The 17235-nt window shown below is 57.3% G+C and carries 19 protein-coding genes and 1 pseudogene; 9 read left to right on the forward strand and 11 right to left on the reverse strand.

The features are described 5' to 3' along the window. The 3 genes and pseudogenes from CHY22_RS07725 to CHY22_RS07735 all read right to left on the reverse strand — a co-directional run. Positions 1–345, reverse strand: a pseudogene (locus CHY22_RS07725) (lantibiotic ABC transporter permease); the annotation flags it as partial. Between the two features lie 35 nt (positions 346–380). Continuing rightward, complete coding sequence (locus tag CHY22_RS07730) at positions 381–1151, reverse strand: hypothetical protein (protein ID WP_089573363.1); 771 nt, start codon at positions 1149–1151, stop codon at positions 381–383. Continuing rightward, positions 1148–1876, reverse strand: coding sequence for a lantibiotic protection ABC transporter ATP-binding protein (locus tag CHY22_RS07735; protein ID WP_055250122.1), 729 nt, complete (start codon positions 1874–1876; stop codon positions 1148–1150). The genes CHY22_RS07730 and CHY22_RS07735 overlap by 4 nt, the downstream gene beginning before the upstream one ends. Positions 1877–2272: 396 nt before the next feature. Here CHY22_RS07735 and CHY22_RS07740 point away from each other — a divergent pair, with 396 nt between their 5' ends. From CHY22_RS07740 to CHY22_RS07765, 6 genes are all read left to right on the forward strand, one after another. Further along, positions 2273–2977 carry a CDP-alcohol phosphatidyltransferase family protein gene (locus tag CHY22_RS07740; RefSeq protein ID WP_089573364.1) on the forward strand — a complete coding sequence of 235 codons (705 nt, stop codon included), beginning with the start codon at positions 2273–2275 and terminating at the stop codon, positions 2975–2977. 66 nt (positions 2978–3043) lie between these two features. Continuing rightward, entirely contained in the window at positions 3044–3478 is a 435-nt protein-coding gene (locus CHY22_RS07745) for an FHA domain-containing protein (RefSeq protein WP_006236002.1), read from the forward strand. A 3-nt stretch (positions 3479–3481) separates the two neighbouring features. Next, complete coding sequence (locus CHY22_RS07750) at positions 3482–4360, forward strand: MerR family transcriptional regulator (RefSeq protein WP_055250118.1); 879 nt, start codon at positions 3482–3484, stop codon at positions 4358–4360. A 40-nt stretch (positions 4361–4400) separates the two neighbouring features. Continuing rightward, positions 4401–4931 (forward strand): adenine phosphoribosyltransferase, encoded by a 531-nt coding sequence (locus CHY22_RS07755; RefSeq protein ID WP_089573365.1) that lies wholly within the window; start codon positions 4401–4403, stop codon positions 4929–4931. Positions 4932–4963: 32 nt separating this feature from the next. Beyond that, positions 4964–6091: an NlpC/P60 family protein gene (locus CHY22_RS07760; RefSeq protein WP_199408767.1), complete on the forward strand. Its 1128-nt coding sequence runs from the start codon at positions 4964–4966 to the stop codon at positions 6089–6091. Between the two features lie 165 nt (positions 6092–6256). Continuing rightward, a complete protein-coding gene (locus CHY22_RS07765; RefSeq protein ID WP_089573366.1) occupies positions 6257–7123 on the forward strand; it encodes a DegV family protein in 867 nt (288 codons plus the stop codon). A gap of 73 nt (positions 7124–7196) precedes the next feature. Here CHY22_RS07765 and CHY22_RS07770 read toward each other — a convergent pair whose 3' ends face one another. Next, positions 7197–7808 carry a DUF1836 domain-containing protein gene (locus tag CHY22_RS07770; RefSeq protein ID WP_199408766.1) on the reverse strand — a complete coding sequence of 204 codons (612 nt, stop codon included), beginning with the start codon at positions 7806–7808 and terminating at the stop codon, positions 7197–7199. A gap of 153 nt (positions 7809–7961) precedes the next feature. Then, positions 7962–8900 (reverse strand): FAD-dependent oxidoreductase, encoded by a 939-nt coding sequence (locus CHY22_RS07775; RefSeq protein WP_089573367.1) that lies wholly within the window; start codon positions 8898–8900, stop codon positions 7962–7964. Between the two features lie 118 nt (positions 8901–9018). Between CHY22_RS07775 and CHY22_RS07780 the strand changes: the two genes are divergently transcribed. After that, positions 9019–10320 carry a glycosyltransferase gene (locus CHY22_RS07780; protein WP_089573368.1) on the forward strand — a complete coding sequence of 434 codons (1302 nt, stop codon included), beginning with the start codon at positions 9019–9021 and terminating at the stop codon, positions 10318–10320. A 393-nt stretch (positions 10321–10713) separates the two neighbouring features. Here the strand turns inward: CHY22_RS07780 and dut are convergent, their stop codons facing one another. From dut to CHY22_RS07795, 3 genes are read right to left on the reverse strand one after another with little or no spacing between them, the layout of a single operon-like run. Further along, on the reverse strand, positions 10714–11157 hold the full coding sequence (gene dut / locus CHY22_RS07785; RefSeq protein WP_089573369.1) for a dUTP diphosphatase: 444 nt from the start codon (positions 11155–11157) through the stop codon (positions 10714–10716). Positions 11158–11161: 4 nt separating this feature from the next. Continuing rightward, complete coding sequence (gene nrdR, locus CHY22_RS07790; protein ID WP_022093781.1) at positions 11162–11605, reverse strand: transcriptional regulator NrdR; 444 nt, start codon at positions 11603–11605, stop codon at positions 11162–11164. A gap of 51 nt (positions 11606–11656) precedes the next feature. Beyond that, positions 11657–12106: a LysM peptidoglycan-binding domain-containing protein gene (locus CHY22_RS07795; RefSeq protein ID WP_158551190.1), complete on the reverse strand. Its 450-nt coding sequence runs from the start codon at positions 12104–12106 to the stop codon at positions 11657–11659. 163 nt (positions 12107–12269) lie between these two features. Between CHY22_RS07795 and lexA the strand changes: the two genes are divergently transcribed. Together lexA and CHY22_RS07805 are read left to right on the forward strand one after the other, a co-directional pair. Beyond that, a complete protein-coding gene (gene lexA / locus CHY22_RS07800; RefSeq protein WP_040359862.1) occupies positions 12270–12914 on the forward strand; it encodes a transcriptional repressor LexA in 645 nt (214 codons plus the stop codon). Then, on the forward strand, positions 12914–13618 hold the full coding sequence (locus CHY22_RS07805; RefSeq protein WP_089573371.1) for a heparan-alpha-glucosaminide N-acetyltransferase: 705 nt from the start codon (positions 12914–12916) through the stop codon (positions 13616–13618). Before lexA ends, CHY22_RS07805 begins: the two co-directional genes overlap by 1 nt. Here CHY22_RS07805 and hflX read toward each other — a convergent pair. The 3 genes from hflX to miaB are packed head-to-tail and all read right to left on the reverse strand — an operon-like array spanning position 13603 to position 17200. Then, a complete protein-coding gene (gene hflX / locus CHY22_RS07810) occupies positions 13603–14892 on the reverse strand; it encodes a GTPase HflX (protein ID WP_089573372.1) in 1290 nt (429 codons plus the stop codon). The genes CHY22_RS07805 and hflX overlap by 16 nt on opposite strands. Further along, a complete protein-coding gene (miaA, locus tag CHY22_RS07815) occupies positions 14892–15830 on the reverse strand; it encodes a tRNA (adenosine(37)-N6)-dimethylallyltransferase MiaA (protein ID WP_089573373.1) in 939 nt (312 codons plus the stop codon). Before miaA ends, hflX begins: the two co-directional genes overlap by 1 nt. Then, positions 15830–17200: a tRNA (N6-isopentenyl adenosine(37)-C2)-methylthiotransferase MiaB gene (miaB, locus tag CHY22_RS07820; RefSeq protein WP_022094691.1), complete on the reverse strand. Its 1371-nt coding sequence runs from the start codon at positions 17198–17200 to the stop codon at positions 15830–15832. Before miaB ends, miaA begins: the two co-directional genes overlap by 1 nt. Positions 17201–17235 lie beyond the last annotated feature (35 nt).

A 17235-nucleotide genomic window follows, 5' to 3' on the forward strand; every position in this document is an offset into this window, starting at 1 on the left:
CACGCCGAGCGCCACGGCCAGCGCGCCCGCGCCGAGCGCCGCAAGGGCGAGCAACTTCGCCGCGACGGCGCGCCCGCGCGAGGGGACCGCCGTGAGGTTGGCGAGGCGCCCGGCAGCGCGCTCCTCGTCCACGGCGAGCCCGCAGACGATGGCGGACATGAGCGGCATGAGGGCGCCGAGGAACTGGGCGTAGGCGTCCGCGCCCAGCGCCGGGTCCCATCGGGTTACGGAGAAGTACTCGCCGCAGGCAAGACCGGCTGCCAGGCCGCAGACAAGGTGCACCGCCGTGAGCGGGGAGCGCGCCAGGCGCAGGGCCTCGGAGAGCAGGGCCCGCGAGAGAGTCATGCGCGGCGTCGGGTCGGAGAGTCGTGTCATGGCCATCACCTCTCCTCGGAGTGCGCGAACCAGGCCGCGCCCGCCGCCGTGAGCGCGGCGAACGCGAGCGCGCTGACTGCAAGGCCCGCCAGCGTGAGCATGCCTTCCGCCGCGAGCGCCCCGCCGAGCGCCATGTCCGCCGCGAGTGGCTCGCCGCTCGGCAGCACGGGAATGAAGCTCGTGGGGATGACCATGCTCGCCGACGGCGGAAAGAGCTGCGGCAGCGGCACCAGCGACCAGGCGAACCCACCTACGAGTTGCGCGGCGAGCGGGCAGAAGATGCCCGCGAGCATGCCGAGCCGCGCCGTGAGGAAGAGCCCTGCGGGGATCATCCACGCCGCGGTCACCGTGTTGGCGAGCGCGCAGAGGAGCATCGTGAGCGTGCCCGCGGCCGTGAGACCCTGCGAGGAGAACGCCGATCCCGCGAGGTAGATGCCGAAGACCACGAGGTTCGAGAGCGTGCAAAGAGCGAGGCACCAGAGCGCCTTGGCCCACCAGGCGCGCCCGAGCGGGAAGCCCAGGCCCAAAAGCCCCCGCATCCGCGTGCGAGCGTCCGCCCGCGCGACGCACGCCACCACAAGCGATAGAGACACGGGCAGGAAGAGCGCGTACCAGTAGTTCCACGCGCTAAAGATCTGCACGCCCCGGTAGGGCATCGCGCCGAGCAGCGGCATCGGCAGCGCCATGAGCACGGCCAGGCGAACCGGTGCCGCGTGGCGCGACTTCAGGGCCTCGGCGCGCAGGCCCGCGAGCAGGCCGCCTTTCTCGCCCGTCATGCCGCCACCTCCCCGCGCGCTCGTCGCCCTTCCCGGCAGAAGCTCATGAAGAGTTCCTCAAGGTCCTGCCCGGGACGAAGCGCATCCTCGTAGGCGAGGCGCCCCCCGCAGATGATGCCGATGGTGTCCGCCATCTGCTGCACCTCTGAGAGGATGTGGCTCGAGACGATCACCGTCGTACCCGCCGCCGCGAAGCCGCGGATCTGGTCGCGCAGCTCCTCGATGCCGATGGGGTCGAGGCCGTTGGTGGGCTCGTCGAGCACGAGCAGGCGTGGCCGGGCGATCAGCGCCAGTGCGAGCCCCAGGCGCTGCCGCATGCCCATCGAGAAGCGCCCGGCGCGCTTCTTCCCGGTGTCCGCGAGGTCCACGGCGGCGAGCACCTCATCTATGCGGCTCTCGGGAAGGCCCAGCAGCGTGGTGCGCACGCGCAGGTTCTCGCGCGCGGTGAGGTTGGGGTAGAGCGGCGCCTCCTCGATGAGGCTGCCGATTGCGTAGAGGTCCTCGCGGCGCCAGGCGTGCCCGGCAAAGAGGATCTCCCCGGCCGTCGGCCGCAGCATCCCGCAGATCATCTTGAGCGTTGTCGACTTGCCGGCGCCGTTGGGACCGAGCAGCCCGTACACCTCGCCCTCGCGGATATGAAGGCTCACATCGGCCACGGCGTCCTGCGCCTGGTCGCCGCGGCCGAAGCGCTTGGTGAGCCCACGCGTCTCGAGCATGTAACCCATGGGTTTATCCTTTCTCTTCCGGGAGCGCGGGCCGAGTCACCGTGCCCGCGCGCCTTACCTTTCGGGTTCACCATCCATGGTGGGGCGCGTTTCTAACGAAGCCATAACGGCCGTTGGGTTCTTTTGGCGCCAACCCTTCTCGACCCGCACATCATGATTAATTTGCTTAAGGCAACAACTTTCCCGATCGATGTAATCACCGAATCAAAACGTGTACATCACCCTCCAAAACCGACATTTTTCGGCATGTTTGGAGGCTGATGTACACGAATGTGAAATCCACCGCCGCCCAAAAGCGCCTTCCTCATGTCTGGACTCTCTATGCTTGCGCTGGATAGACATCGCCGGAACGGGTATAGTAGCGAAAGTTTTGTCGTTAACCAGCGGGGGAGTCCTGTGGGCATCAAAAAGAAGATCAAAAAGGAGCTTATCGGCACTTCCGATTACCCGTCGAATAAGATCTTTACGATCTCCAATTTCATCACCTTTACGCGCCTGATCCTCACCCTGGTATTTCTGTACCTGTTTGTGACGGATAACAACCGCGTCATCGCCATCGTTATCTACGCCGTTGCCGCCTCTACCGACTGGATGGACGGTCAGATCGCCCGCATGACCAAGACGGTCTCGTGGCTCGGCAAGGTCATGGATCCCATCTGCGACCGTGCGCTGCTGTTCACCGGCGTACTTGGGCTGGTGGTCCGCGGAGAGCTGCCCATCTGGGTCTGCGTGCTCATTATTGGCCGCGACATCTATCTGGGCATCGGCACGCTTATCGTTCGTCATTATCACCGTCGCCCCATCGATGTCGTCTTTCCCGGAAAGATTGCCACTGCACTGCTCATGACCGGCTTCTCGCTCATGCTGCTCGGGTTCCCCGTTATTGACGGCCTGCATCTTTTACCTTCAACCCTTACGGCCTTCCCGGGCCTCAACGGAAGCTCGGTGCCCCTCGGCATCTTCTTTGTGTACGGCGGCGTGATCTTCTCCATGCTCACGGCTGTCATCTATTCCATTAAGGGCGGAGTGGCCATTAAACAGGCTCTCGCGCATCCCGAGGACGAGGACATCGACTTTCTGAACCCTGAAATCGAAGACTGATTCGTTGGGGTATGATTACGTACGGTTCATTATTTGCGGCACGTCCGCGATAAGTTAGGGGTTGTCATGGACAACATGGTTAACAATATGCCTCAGAATGATAAGACTGCTGACGCTACCTGCGTATTCCGCGTGCCTTCAAGCGACGTCACCGTTCCCGACCTCATGGCCAACGTGCGCATCACCGCCCCCGTTCTGTCCATCGTCAAGGGTCCGCAGACTGGTGCCGCCTTTGAGCTCGAGGACGACGTGACCACCATCGGCCGCGATCCTGCGAACGGCATCTTCCTCAATGACATGACCGTATCGCGCAGCCACGCGCGCATTATCCGCGAGGGCCTCGGCGCTCGCATCGAGGATCTGGGCTCGCTCAATGGCACCTGGGTCGACGGTGCCATCGTCAATGCAGCCCCGCTGCACGACGGTTCTTCCGTCCAGATCGGTACGTTTACGCTCATCTACCACGAGAGCACGCCGGAGCGCATCGAAACCGGTGAGTAGGGCATGGCCGAACGCAACTATCTGAGTATCGGCCAAGTCGTCAACCTACTTCGAGGCGCATACCCCGATCTTTCGAACTCAAAAATTAGATTTCTAGAAGATGAGGGGCTCATTACCCCTCATCGTACGCCTAAGGGATACCGTCAGTACTCTAAGGAGGACGTTGATCGCCTGGAGGTCATCCTGCATTTGCAGAAGACCCGCTACATGCCGCTCAACGTGATTAAGCAGCGCTTGGAAAACGCCACGGACCTGTCAACGCTCGCTTACGAGGTGGGCTTGCTGTCCGATGTTCCGCTCAAGACGGAGCCCAAGGAGACTAAGCAAAAGCTGCATCCCATTGAGACCATTCCCGATATGCTGGGCGTCGAGATTTCGTTTATCCGCTCGCTCGCCGAGAACGACCTCATTCGCATCATCAAGAGTCCGCAGAATCGTGAGCTCGTCGATGGTCGCGATTTTCCAATCATCCGCTACTGCTCCGAGCTGTCACGCTTCCATATCGAGCCCCGCAACCTGCGTCAGTACGTGTCTTCCGCCAACCGCGAGTCCTCGATGTTTGAGCAGGTGCTCGTGAGCATGCTCGGAATGGATACCTCCGATGACGAGCGCGACGCCAAGCTCGAGCGTGCGTTTAAGAAGCTTCACGACCTGACCGAGGGTGTGCACACTGCGCTGCTCAAGAACCGCGTTTTTGAGTCGCTCAACGCCGTGGTCGAGGACGCCGACATTGATGCACTCGATGAGGAAATCGCTCGCTCCGAGTCCACCAAGGCCAAAAACGAAGAAACTGCCGCGCCGGCTTCGCACGAGGATTCTCTCGTAAAGCCGCTCAAGGTCGTCGCCCCTTCGCAATCCGGCACCGTCACCGCGGGCAAATAACCGCTGCTGATATTTCGGCAACCCATTGAAAGGTCATGCAATGTACGACTTCGAATCTCAAATCGTCGACATCCCCGACTATCCCGAGCCCGGAGTCATCTTTAAAGACATCACGCCGCTCTTTGGCAATCCCGAGGCGCTCAAAGCCATGACCGATACCCTCGCCGAGCACTTTGCCGGCATGGGAATCACCAAGGTCGTGGGTCCCGAGGCTCGCGGCTTTATGGTTGGCGTACCGGTGGCTGTAGCCCTTGGCGCCGGCTTTGTTCCCGCACGTAAACCGGGCAAGCTGCCGCGCGAGACCGTAAGCCAGAGCTACGAGCTCGAGTACGGCACCGATTCAATTGAGATCCATGCCGACGCTATCAGCTCTAAAGATACCGTGTTGATTCTGGACGACTTGGTCGCGACGGGCGGAACCGTCGAGGCAACAGGTAAACTGGTGCGAGATATGGGCGCAAAGCTTATCGGTTACGGTTGTATACTTGAGCTTGCGTTTCTCAACCCGCGCGAGAAGCTCACGCCGTCTGATGACGATGTGGAGCTCTTTAGCCTGGTGACGGTAGACTAGCCGTTACCCTTAGTTACTGGAAAGGAAGCTACATGCGCACAGCAAACACGCACAAAAACATGGCACGCTGCGCTGCTACGGCAACCCTCGCTTGTGTTTTGGGCTTGGGCCTCGCGGCTCCTGCCTACGCCGATACCGCATCCGACCTTGCCGCTGCTCGTACGAAACTCGAGCAGATCGGCACCCAAACCCAGCAGATTTACGATGAGCTTGCCACGCAGACGCAGGCGCTCGATCAGACTGCCGGCGAGATCACGCAAAAGCAGCAGGAGATCGCCGATGGTCAGGCCAAGCTCTCGACCTATGTCGCCGGCGAGTACAAAACCGGCGGTCTGAGCCTGCTTCAGGTTTTGACGGGTGTCGATGATCTGAGCGATATGCTCAACCGTCTGTTCTACTACGGCAAAGTTTCCGATAAGCAAGCTCAGACCATTCAAGAGGTCAAGGAGCTTAAGCAGCAGCTCACCGATAAGCAGGCCGAGCAGGAGAAGAACGTCGCCGACACGCAGAAAAAGGTCGACGAGCTCAACGCCCAGCAGGCAGAGGCGCAGAGCGTCGTGAACTCCCTGGATTCTCAGCTGCAGGCCGAGCTTGCCGCCGAGGCCGAGGCCAACGCCGCGCTGCAGGCCGGCATCAACGCCAGCACTGCCGAGAAGGCCACGGTGAGCAACGAGACTGCCGGTACAACCGAGAACACCAACAACGGTGGCCAGACCAGCAATAACAACAACCAGGGCGGCAACACTCCGGCTCCTACGCCGGCACCTGCTCCGACGCCGCAGCCCTCCACGCCCGCTCCGGCTCCGACGCCTTCTGCTCCGAGCCAGTCCGTCGATGGCGGTTCTGTTGTCTCGCGTGCATACAGCAAGCTTGGTTGCGCCTATTCCTGGGGCGGAATTGGACCGAACAGCTTCGACTGCTCTGGTTTTGTTAGCTATTGCCTCACGGGTCGCTATTGCCGCCTCGGCACCACGGGTACCTTTATGGGCTGGACGCGTGTGTCCGATCCGCAGCCCGGTGACGTTGTGGTCAACTCGTACCACACCGGCATTTACATCGGTGGTGGTCAGATGATTCATGCTTCCGACTACAACACAGGTGTTATCATCAGCTCCGTTGCCGCCGGCATGAACAACAACTATATCTTCGTGCGCTACTAAGTCATCTTACACAGCGTGTGAATGTGGACCTCGTGGCTTAAAGTCGCGAGGTCTATTCTTTTGTCTCTAATCTTGTACGGCTATCTAGTATTCAAAACTAGATAGCCGTACATTCGGTTTGCAAGATGGCTATAATTGTTGAGGAACAATTAGAAAGGACCCTCTATGAGCTGGGCACTTATCTCCGATTCAAGCTGTAACCTCCGCGATTGGCAACCGACCGCGCCCCATACCACATTTGCATTTGCGCCCCTCAAAATTCGAGTGGGGGAGCGTGAATTCGTCGATGACCTTTCGCTCGATGTACATGAGCTCAACTGCGCTGTTCAGGCGGAGACGAACGCTTCTTCGAGCGCTTGTCCCAGCGTAGGGGAGTGGGCCGAGCTCTTCAAATTGGCAGACAAGACCATCTGCATGCCGATCTCTGAGGGCGTGTCGGGCAGCTACAACGCGGCAGCCACGGCTCGCGATATGGTTCTTGCCGAGGAGCCCGACCGGCAGATTCATCTAGTCAATTCGCGCGCAGCTGGCGGCAAAATGGACCTCATTTTCTTGCTGTTCGACCGCTATCTTGCAAGCAATCCGGATGTCTCATTCGAGGACGCTTGCGCATACTTCGATAGCCTCGAGCAAAACAGCAAGATCCTCTTTAGCCTGTGTAATTACGAGAACCTCGCCAAAGCCGGACGTATCCCTAAGGCAGCCGGCGTCATTGCCAACAAGCTCAATATTCGCATTTTGGGCACGGCGAGCGAGGCCGGTAAAATCGAGCTCGTCGGGCACACGCGTGGCGAAAAGAAGATGCTCAACAAGATCATCGACACCATGGAAGCCGAAGGTTTTACGGGCGGCGAGGTCGTCATCGACCATGTGGAAAATGAGACAGGCGCCCAGGCACTTGCCAGCCGCATTGTGGAGCGCTGGTCAGGCTCCAAGACTATCATCATGCCCTGTAACGGGCTAGATTCATACTATGCCGAAATGCATGGGCTCATTATCGGCTACGGCATGGGCGTGGCTTCGGGCCAATAAAGTCCAACCAAGCAAAAATACGGGCGGGACAAAGTGACAGATGACCCTTTGCTCCGCCCGTTTTATACGTCGGCTAGCTATTAAACCCATTAAACTTTAGATAGCTCATCAGGTACGCCTTCGAAACGAAGGATGAAACCGCACTGCGCACAAGCAGCGACTCACGCGTTACCTGATGCGCCGTATCGGGAACCGGCGTCTGCTCGACGGAAAACGCCGAACGAATCGATGCCTCGAGCTGATCGACCACATAATCGAAGGCCGTCGGGGCATCGTAGCTCAAACGCTGAATGTTAAAGAGTGCCTGCACCGCAGCAATAGGTAACACCTGCTTAAAGAGGCAGATAGCGATCAGGCGGGCAATCTGCTCGCGGCCATATTGCTTTTTGACCGGAGCAGGCACCAGGCCGACCTTCACGTAGTTATTGATCATCGATGGCGTAATGACAGGGTGCTCAACGCAAATGGACAGCGGCTCCATCCACAGCGCAACATACTCAATGACCTGGTCGCGGTAGAGCGTCAAATTGGGCAACTGGTTATAGCGCGGCAGACTCAACGTATTGAGTTTACGCACGATATCGGACTGAATGAATGCATCGGGTAGCACCGTGGGCTGAATATCCTCGGGCTTAATGCTGACCGACGAATCGGACATCGGAATAACGTATTTAGCGTGGTTCATAAGAGGCCTCCGTTCGTTTTCTATATTGTATTCTAGGTTATCTAGTTTTGCATACCACATAGCCGCCAAGAAAATTGGCGGGACAGTGCACTGATGCTTCGTCCCGCCATTAAGTAAATTGATAACAACCTTACATAAGATATATTATCGTACTTATCCACGGAGAAACGCGTATGCGCTCGTTGCCGCTATGGCTCCGTCCGAAACAGCGGTCACAACCTGGCGTAAACGTTTGGAACGGATATCGCCAGCGGCAAATAGACCTGGCGTGCGGGTCGCCATGGATTCATCAGTCAGAATGCCGCCATCAGGCGCCAGGTCGACTAGATGCTCAACAAGCTCGGTATGTGGCTGCGTCCCCGTAAAGACAAAGATGCCAAACGAGCCGGGCTCAAATGACTCGGCATGAGTTTCCCCAGATGCATTGTCCTTAAAGGTAATCGTCGTTGGCATGGCTTCGCCCGATAGCTCCACAATACTAGTTTGGTACCTAACTGTAATATTGTCCTTTGCGAGTACTTTCTGAACAACACCATCGGGCGCACGGAACTGGTCGCGGCGCAGCACGATGGTCACACTGCTGGCAATGTCGGACAGGAACAGCGCCTCTTCGCATGCCGAATTGCCACCACCGATTACAAAAACCTGCTTGCCGCGGAAAAACATGCCGTCACATGTTGCGCAATATGAAACGCCACGACCGCGATACGTATCCTCGCCTGCGAAACCTGCCGGACGCGGCGTGGCACCCATGCAAGCGATAACGCTCGAGGCCAGCGTATCGCCCATATCGTGATGCACCGTAAACAACGCTGCATCAGCATCGTAATCGATACCCGTAACCATGCTCCATGTAACCTGTGCTCCCAGGCCCTCTGCATGCTGCTGAAAACGCTCGCCGAGTTCGGCGCCACTCAGGAGCGGGAAACCCGGATAGTTCTCGACCTCATTGGTTGTGGCGATCTGCCCTCCCGACATGCCCTGCTCAATCACGGTCGTCGTCAGGTTGGCACGCGCAGCATAAATGGCGGCAGCATAGCCCGCGGGGCCGCCACCGATAATCGCAACATCGATCGGCTTATCGGTAGTCATGAAGCGTCCTTTCGTCGAAACGTTGTCGTTCTTTGCGCTCATACCCAAATTTACGTGAACGTGACACTCATGCACTACAATGATAAATCCGTATTACAAAGCTGAAGGGGAGTTATCGATGGACCAGGCGCAGACGAGTGACGACGCTCCCCTGCTCACGCACAGCACTCCCCAATCGGAGCAAACCACACTCCTGGCTCAGCAAAAACCTCTCGTGACCATCGTGCACGCCTCCGTTGGCTCGGGCCACAAGGCCGCCGCAAATGCGATTGCGCAGGCATTCGACCTCATCCGCGGCACCAATGGCATCCCCGAGGATATTGAGATTGAAGTGCTCGATATCCTTGATTTTGGACGTATTAAATTCGACGGCAATAAGACCGCGGCTTCTTTTACGGGAGCCACGCGCCCCATTTACGACCTGACCTGGCGATATACGCTTACGGGGCATCTTCTCTGGGGTGGCGGAACGGCATGGTCGCGAATTATGTTCCCCGCCTTCAACGAATATATTCGTAGCCGCAGGCCCATAGCCGTGGTTGCAACGCACATCACAGCAGCCAATGTTGCCGTGGGCGCCCGCGTAATTACGGGTATCGATTATCCGGTCATCTGCGTACCGACCGACTACGAAGTCGAGGGATGGTGGCCCCACAAGGACACCGATTTATTCTGTGTTGCCAACGAATTTATGGCCGAAACGCTGCGTCCGCGCAAGGTGCTCGAGACAAAGATTCGCATTACCGGCATTCCTATTCGCGCCGGATTCGACACGGATTACGATCGCGAGGAAGAGCTAGCTAAGTTCAACCTCCCCACCGAGAAGACCGTCGTGCTGGTAATGGCCGGTGCCAGCTTGCCTCAACCGTACGTTCGCTTTCGCGCGGAGATGGACCGCACCCTCCCCTTCCTACGCAGCTTCGAAGACATGCACTTTGTCTTTTTGCCGGGCAAAGACACCGAATATGCCACCCGCCTCAAAACGCTCTTCGACGCCATGAAGCTCGAAAACGTCACGGTTCTGGACTATGTCGATGATATGGCAGCGCTTATGCACGGCTGCGACCTGGCAATTCTCAAATCGGGCGGACTCACCGTCACCGAATGCCTGTGCGCACACCTGCCGATGATCCTGCTGGGCAAGTCCTATGGCCAGGAAAAGGCCAACACCACCATGCTCACCGGCATGGGCGCCAGCATGCATGTCACCACCGCACGAGAGCTCATCGTGACGTTGCGTCATCTCCACGATCATCCTGAGTCGCTCAAGGCACTGCTCATCAACGGCGAAGTACTACGCCGCCCCCACGCAGCCGAAGACATAGCCATCACAACCATGGAGCTCGTAGGCAAACCCCAAAAGCGCAAAAGAGCCTTCTGCCGCTTCTACTGGGGCGGAAAACCCGCGCATATCCGCTAGCGTCTTTATGTCCGCTTACCCGCGGGAGGCCCCTATATATCATCCCATGCTCAAACATTCTCGCTTCGCTGCGAAACTGCGCGTGGGACGATATATAGGGGCCTCCCGCGGGTAAGCTGCGTTTACGTACTAGCAGCTATACCAGATTCCCCTCCAGTAGAATCTGCAAAGGGGAACCAGAAAATATAAATACAGTAAGTCGATGCGACAAAGGAGGCGTCCCTTTATCGCATCGACTTACTAGAAAAGTAAATATTGTTTCAAGCGAGTAGCCGCCCGCCCGGGGCTTACCTATATCGTTCCACGCGCAGTTTCGCAGCGAGCGAAGCGACGCGAGAATGTTTGAGCATGGAATGATATAGGTAAGCCCCGGGCGGGAGGGATACGAGCGCCCTAGGCGATGCCGCTGGAGCCGAAGCCTCCTTTGCCTCGGTCGGTTTCGTCTAGTTCTTCTACTTCTATGAGGTTGACCGTGGGGACTTCTTGGATGACGAGTTGGGCTATGCGGTCGCCTTTGTTGATTTGGATGTTGTTCGTGGGGTCTAGGTTAATGAGGATAACCTTGAGTTCTCCTCGGTAGTGGGCGTCGATGAGCCCCGGCGTGTTGACTATAGACAGGCCCTGCTTGATGGCCAAGCCGCTGCGGGGCTGAACGAAGCCGGCGTAGCCATCGGGCAGGGCGATGGCTAGCCCCGTAGAGACCAGACGGCGTTCGAAGGGCTTCAGGACGCAGTCCTCGTTGGAGCGCAAATCCAAGCCGGCATCGGTGGGATGGGCGTATTTGGGAAGCTCGACGGTGGGGTCGAGACGCTTTATGTTGACGGTAATGTTGGACATGGAATCACCTTAGCTTGTCGAGCTCTTGCAGAAATTCATCGACGTCTTTGAAATCGCGGTAGACCGAGGCAAAACGGATGTACGCAACCTTGTCGATCTTGGCCAAGCGCTTGAGCACCATGTCACCCAACTCATGGGACGTGACGGCCGTCAGCGTGCGAGAGCGAAGCTCGACCTCGATGTCATCGATAATCTCATTGAGCTTCTTAGTGTCGATATCGCGCTTGATGGTGGCGCGCATCAAGCCGACAAGAAGCTTATTGCGATCGAACCGCTGCTTAGTTCCATCTGACTTAATGACCTCGATAGGGTCCTCGCATCGCTCAAACGTTGTAAAGCGGTAGTTACACGAGCAACATTCGCGACGGCGCTTAATGGTGTTATTTGACTCCTGCATACGGGAATCAACGACGCGGGTATGTGCCTTGCCGCATTTGGGACAGCGCATGGTACCTCCTCTTAAACGATAACAAGGGTACCATGCGCAGCGCGATAATGATTACGAACGATCAGGAACCTTAAGATGCGCACCGGCGGCGAGCGAACCATGCTCCAGATGATTGACGCTACGGATCATGTCGGAAGTCTCTTGCGTGGAAAGGCCTTCGATTGGATATTCTTCGGCAAGCGACCAAAGAGAATCGCCAGACTGAACGCGAATGGTCTCGTAGGTAATGTTGGAAACGGACTCGGCATACGCGGCGTGACGAGCGCTAAAGACCGACATAGCGAGGACAAAGAAGAGCGTAAGCGCAACGGCGACGGCGACAATCGTCGGAACCTTCAGGGCAACGCGGGCCGGCGCGACTACAGCCTGCTGATTGAGCGCAGGCTTTACGGTCAAAGGCTGAAAGCCGGAGCGGCCACCCTGAACAACCGTAAAAGTGGGTTCTGCAGGCGTCTCGAGCTTAAGGGCGAGGTTTCCCTGGACCATATTCGTTACGTTCATCATGTTCTCCTCTCGCGTGTTTTGCTGAGAACAGTTTTATCAAGCCGCGCGGACAAAAATGTCTAGCGCGAGAACGAATGTTCGGTTATTATTATCTTCGAACAGTTGTTCCTGTCAAGCAAAATTCGAACATTTGTTTGACATGGGTAGAGAGGATGCCCTGATGGCTCGCAAAATTACCAAGCGTCAGCAGCAAATTTACGACTTCATCAAGGAATATCAGCAGGAGAAGGGTTATCCGCCCAGCGTGCGCGAGATGGCTTCTGCCGTGGGCCTTTCCTCCCCCAGCACCGTGCACGCCCATCTCTCTGCCCTGGAGGCGCGCGGGCTACTCAAGCGCGATGCCACCAAACCGCGCGCCCTGGAACTCTTTAACGAGGATGGTTCCTCTGTCTCAATTTCCAAATCTGACGAGCCCACCGCACCTCGCGGAACGGTCTCGCTACCGCTCGTTGGTCGCGTCGCGGCTGGGATTCCCATTCTGGCAGAGCAGAATATCGAAGACACGTTTACTATCCCGACCGAAATCGCCACTGATCAGGGTTCCTTTATCCTTGAGGTGCATGGGAGCTCAATGATCAATGTCGGCATCTTCAATGGCGATTACATCATCGTCCGTGAACAAAAGAGTGCCATGAACGGCGAAATTGTCGTGGCCATGATTGATGGTTCGGCGACCGTCAAGACGTTCTACAAGGAGCAGGGGCGTGTGCGCTTGCAGCCCGAGAACGACACCATGGAACCTATCTATGCAACGAATCCCGTTATCCTGGGCAAAGTCGTCGGCTTGATGCGCCGGTTCTCGTAATGCAAAAACGCATAACCATCTTTGATACCGTCCGCGGGTTTACGATGATTTCTATGGCAGGTTTTCACGCTTGCTATGATCTCGCCTACCTGTACGGCTGGGATATGCCTTGGTTTACCCAGACTGTCTTTCAAGACGTCTGGCGCGCCAGCATCAGCTGGGTATTTTTGTTTATCGCGGGTTGGATGTGCACGCTCTCACGCAACAATGCCAAACGAGCGGCTAAGTACGCTGCCGCAGCTTTGGTCGTCTGGATCGCAACAACGCTCGTATCGGTCGACGATTCAGTGAACTTTGGCATCATTTATTGCATGGCGGTGTGCACCGCGGTGGTTGCGTTCACCCGTCCGTTACTCCAAAAATTACCGGGCTCATGGGGCATCGCAGCGTGCCTTGTTCTTTTTGCCCTAACCTGGGGCATTCCAAAGGCGGTCTACCCACTCCCCTACCTGGCATGGCTTGGATTCCCAGGCCCGGGTTTTGTTTCGGGAGATTACTATCCGCTCATACCGTTTGTCTTTATGTACCTTACCGGCTTTTTTGCTGCCCAGGCAGCACAAGCATCAAGTCTCGAAGCGCCAGCATGGGCATACGCCAATCCTATCCCGGCGCTCGCAGTCCTGGGTCGGCATGCCTTACCGTTCTACCTGCTCCATCAGCCAGTCATTCTAGGCGTGCTAGAAATCGTTTATTCCGTACGATAGCGCTCGAGCCGCGGTGCAATACGAGCCGGCAGTTTCGCCACAATGCGAACGCCGTCCTCGAGATATTCCTCATGCAGAAGGGCTCCCTGCTCATGCACCAGCGTGATGAGAGCGCCCTCGCGATACGGGATATCAGCGGAGAGCAACACATCGGTGGCAGCTGCCTCGCGAGCAATGCGATCGACGAGATCGTCGAGCCCCTCGCCCGTTTGGGCCGAGAACAGAACGGCTTCCGGATAGCGACGACGGAAACTCAATCGATCAACGCTATCGAGAAGATCGATTTTATTGAATACGGTCAGCGTTAAACGCTCTCCGGCGCCGATCTCATCAAGCACGCGGTCGACAGCCTCCAGCTGCCGCTCATAGTCCTCGTCAGACGCATCTACGACTTTGAGAATTAGATCGGCACCCAACACCTCGGAAAGCGTCGATTTAAAGGCATCGACCAGACCATGCGGCAGCTTTTGAATAAAGCCGACGGTATCGGTAATCGTCATGCCGCGACCGCCGGGCAGGCGATACGAACGCGTCGTAGGGTCGAGCGTAGCAAACAGCTTGTCCTGCGAAAGTACCGTAGAGCCGGTCAGACGATTGAGCAACGTCGATTTACCGGCATTGGTATAACCGGCTAACGCGACGCGAAACGCCGGTGACTCAATGCGGTTCTTGGATTGAACATCGCGACGCTGTTCAACCTGCTTGAGCTCACGACGAAGCGCAGCGATCTTATTACGAATGAGGCGACGGTCGACCTCGAGCTGACTTTCGCCCTGACCAAAACGTGAGCCGATGCCGCCGCGCGTCTGCTCCTTGGCGAGATGGCTCCACATGCCACGCAGGCGAGGCAACAAATATTGAAGCTGTGCCAGCTGTACCTGCAGGCGTCCCTCACGCGTCTGAGCATGCAGGCCAAAGATATCCAGGATCAGTGCTGTACGATCGATAATCTTTACCGGCTCGCCCACGGCTTTCTCCAAATAGGATTGCTGCGAGGGGGTCAGGTCGTCGTCAAAAATAACGACATCGGCATCCATGCGATGCACCAGGCCGCACAGCTCTTCAACCTTACCGGAACCGATAAACGATTTTGGATACGGCTTTACCAAACGCTGCGACAAGCGTGCCACGCACTGGGCACCAGCTGTGTGGGCAAGACGCTCCAGCTCATCAAGCGAGCGATCGAGCGGCCATGCATTGTCGCGCCACTCAACACCAACTAAAATGGCACGCTCGGGCTCGGGTGCCGTGGGAACAAGGGGGAAACGGGCCATTAGGCAGCCTCAATACGATGCAGGATATCCTCAACGACCTCATCGATCGTACATTCATCCATATCAAACCACACGATACGGTCATCGCGCTTAAACCACGAAAGCTGACGCTTGGCATAACGACGCGAACGCATCTTAATGAGTTCGCGGGCCTCATCCATGCTCATCATGCCATTGAAAGCATCGATGATCTCTTTATAACCAATTGCCTGTATCGACGTCAGGGCATCTCCCAGCCCCTGGTCCATAAGACCGCGGACCTCATCAACAAGACCCTGCTCAAACATCAGATTGACGCGTAGGTTAATGCGTTCATAGAGCACCTCGCGATTTCGCGTCAGGCCAAACCATAACGCATGATAATGCTCGCGCGGAAAACTAAACTGCGATTTTTGCTGCGCATAGGAAACGCCATCATCGTGCATTTCGAGCGCGCGAATCACACGGCGCACGTTATGGGGATGAATAACAGCAGCCGATTCTGGATCGCGCTCGGCAAGCAAGGCATGCAGTTCTTCCTCGCCAATACGCTCGGCAAGCTCCTGATAGCCCGCACGACGATCGTCCTCAAGTTCACCCGAGGGAAAGTCCATCTCATCGAGGGCGGCCTTGAGATACAGCCCCGTACCTCCGCAAAAAACCGGCAGGCAACCCGAACCAAGGAGACGTTCAACATGCGCGCGAGCGTCGGCCTGATAAAGCGCAGCAGAATATGCCACACCCGGCTCTACAATGTCGACGAGACGCAGCGGCACCGTGCACTCATCGGGCGCCATCTTTGCGGTACCGATGTCCATGCCGCGATAGATTTGCATCGCATCGCACGACAGCACTTCGGACGAAAGACGAGCTGCCAAACGGTCGGCAACATCACTCTTACCAACCGCCGTCGGACCGACGATCGCAACGGCGGAAAGACCTGCCCCGGGAGAAACCATTAGCGCGGCTCGCCCACAACGGAACCGGACAAATACCAGGTCTTGGCAACGTCAACGTCAACATCAACGATCTTGCCAACAAGCTGATCGATGCTGTAACCCTCGGGGATAGGCGCATGCACGGTCTGATTCTTGGGACTCTTGCCCAGCAGGACCGCATCGTTCTTTTTACTCGTTCCCTCAATGAGCGCGGGAACCACAGTATGAAGCTCACCCTGGTTATACTCGTGTGCCGTGGTCTCGATAACCTTAACCAGGCGGTTGAAACGCTCGAGAATAACCTCATGCGGCGTAGGATCGTCAATCTCGGCGGCCGGGGTACCGGCACGCTTGGAATAGATGAAGGTATAGGCCTGAGCGTAGCGGACCGTCTCGGCAAGCGAGAGCGTCTGCTCAAAGTCTTCTTCAGTCTCGCCCGGGAAGCCAACGATAATGTCGGTCGAGAGCGCGATATCGGGCATGCGGTTGCGAATGCGATCAACCAGGCCCAGATAGTCCTCGCGTGTATAACGGCGATTCATCTCTTTGAGGATCCGCGTCGAACCTGACTGGACGGCCAGGTGCAGTTGCGGCATTACGGCAGGTGTCTCGGCCATGGCGTCGATGGTCTCGGGCAGCAGGTCCTTAGGATGCGAAGACGTAAAGAAGATGCGCTCCACGCCCGTATCACCCACGGCACGCAGCAGATCGGCAAAACGCGGCTTGCCAAACAGATCGCGACCATATGAGTTAACGTTTTGGCCCAGCAGCGTAATCTCACGCACGCCCTGGCGCACCAAACCGGTCACCTCGTCGACAATCTCCTCGAAGGGGCGGCTCTTTTCGCGACCGCGCACGTACGGCACGATGCAATAGGTGCAGAAATTATTGCAGCCCGTCATGATGGGCACCCAGGCGTGATACTGAGTCTCGCGATGCCACGGCATGCTCATGGCATCCGTATCCTCATGCTCATTGGTGCGGATATGACGCTTACCATCAAGGAACGCCTCGGCAATGAGCTCGGCCACATGTGCAATGGAATGCGTGCCAAAGATGACATTGACGTTATCGACGTTGGTGAGCAGGCCCTCGCCATCGCGCTGCGCGATGCAACCGCCAACGGCAACCACGCGCTTGCCCGAAGGCGAAGGCGGCAGGCTTTTGCAGGAATTGCACTGACCGTACAGGCGAGTATCGGCGGCCTCGCGCACGCAGCAAGTCATGAAGACAACGATATCGGCATGCGCGGGATCGAGCGCCATGAGGCAGCCATACGAATCAAGCAAACCGCTCACACGCTCGGAGTCGTGCTGATTCATCTGGCAGCCAAAGGTGCGGATAAAGTAGGTTTTACCGGCAAGAATATCGCGTACGGAACGCTGGTCCATGTGCATAAGTCCTAACGATGGGGAGCGAAACAAGG

This window comes from Collinsella sp. TF06-26 (assembly GCF_002232035.1).
GTDB lineage: Bacteria > Actinomycetota > Coriobacteriia > Coriobacteriales > Coriobacteriaceae > Collinsella.

What these genes read in the sequence shown, in the direction of transcription:
- CHY22_RS07730 (WP_089573363.1), bottom strand. Translation starts at nt 1,151, where the DNA reads ATGACGGGCGAGAAAGGCGGCCTGCTCGCGGGCCTGCGCGCCGAGGCC.
- CHY22_RS07735 (WP_055250122.1), bottom strand. Translation starts at nt 1,876, where the DNA reads ATGGGTTACATGCTCGAGACGCGTGGGCTCACCAAGCGCTTCGGCCGC.
- CHY22_RS07745 (WP_006236002.1), top strand. Translation starts at nt 3,044, where the DNA reads ATGGACAACATGGTTAACAATATGCCTCAGAATGATAAGACTGCTGAC.
- CHY22_RS07750 (WP_055250118.1), top strand. Translation starts at nt 3,482, where the DNA reads ATGGCCGAACGCAACTATCTGAGTATCGGCCAAGTCGTCAACCTACTT.
- CHY22_RS07755 (WP_089573365.1), top strand. Translation starts at nt 4,401, where the DNA reads ATGTACGACTTCGAATCTCAAATCGTCGACATCCCCGACTATCCCGAG.
- CHY22_RS07760 (WP_199408767.1), top strand. Translation starts at nt 4,964, where the DNA reads ATGCGCACAGCAAACACGCACAAAAACATGGCACGCTGCGCTGCTACG.
- CHY22_RS07765 (WP_089573366.1), top strand. Translation starts at nt 6,257, where the DNA reads ATGAGCTGGGCACTTATCTCCGATTCAAGCTGTAACCTCCGCGATTGG.
- CHY22_RS07770 (WP_199408766.1), bottom strand. Translation starts at nt 7,808, where the DNA reads ATGAACCACGCTAAATACGTTATTCCGATGTCCGATTCGTCGGTCAGC.
- CHY22_RS07775 (WP_089573367.1), bottom strand. Translation starts at nt 8,900, where the DNA reads ATGACTACCGATAAGCCGATCGATGTTGCGATTATCGGTGGCGGCCCC.
- CHY22_RS07780 (WP_089573368.1), top strand. Translation starts at nt 9,019, where the DNA reads ATGGACCAGGCGCAGACGAGTGACGACGCTCCCCTGCTCACGCACAGC.
- dut (WP_089573369.1), bottom strand. Translation starts at nt 11,157, where the DNA reads ATGTCCAACATTACCGTCAACATAAAGCGTCTCGACCCCACCGTCGAG.
- nrdR (WP_022093781.1), bottom strand. Translation starts at nt 11,605, where the DNA reads ATGCGCTGTCCCAAATGCGGCAAGGCACATACCCGCGTCGTTGATTCC.
- CHY22_RS07795 (WP_158551190.1), bottom strand. Translation starts at nt 12,106, where the DNA reads ATGAACGTAACGAATATGGTCCAGGGAAACCTCGCCCTTAAGCTCGAG.
- lexA (WP_040359862.1), top strand. Translation starts at nt 12,270, where the DNA reads ATGGCTCGCAAAATTACCAAGCGTCAGCAGCAAATTTACGACTTCATC.
- CHY22_RS07805 (WP_089573371.1), top strand. Translation starts at nt 12,914, where the DNA reads ATGCAAAAACGCATAACCATCTTTGATACCGTCCGCGGGTTTACGATG.
- hflX (WP_089573372.1), bottom strand. Translation starts at nt 14,892, where the DNA reads ATGGCCCGTTTCCCCCTTGTTCCCACGGCACCCGAGCCCGAGCGTGCC.
- miaA (WP_089573373.1), bottom strand. Translation starts at nt 15,830, where the DNA reads ATGGTTTCTCCCGGGGCAGGTCTTTCCGCCGTTGCGATCGTCGGTCCG.
- miaB (WP_022094691.1), bottom strand. Translation starts at nt 17,200, where the DNA reads ATGGACCAGCGTTCCGTACGCGATATTCTTGCCGGTAAAACCTACTTT.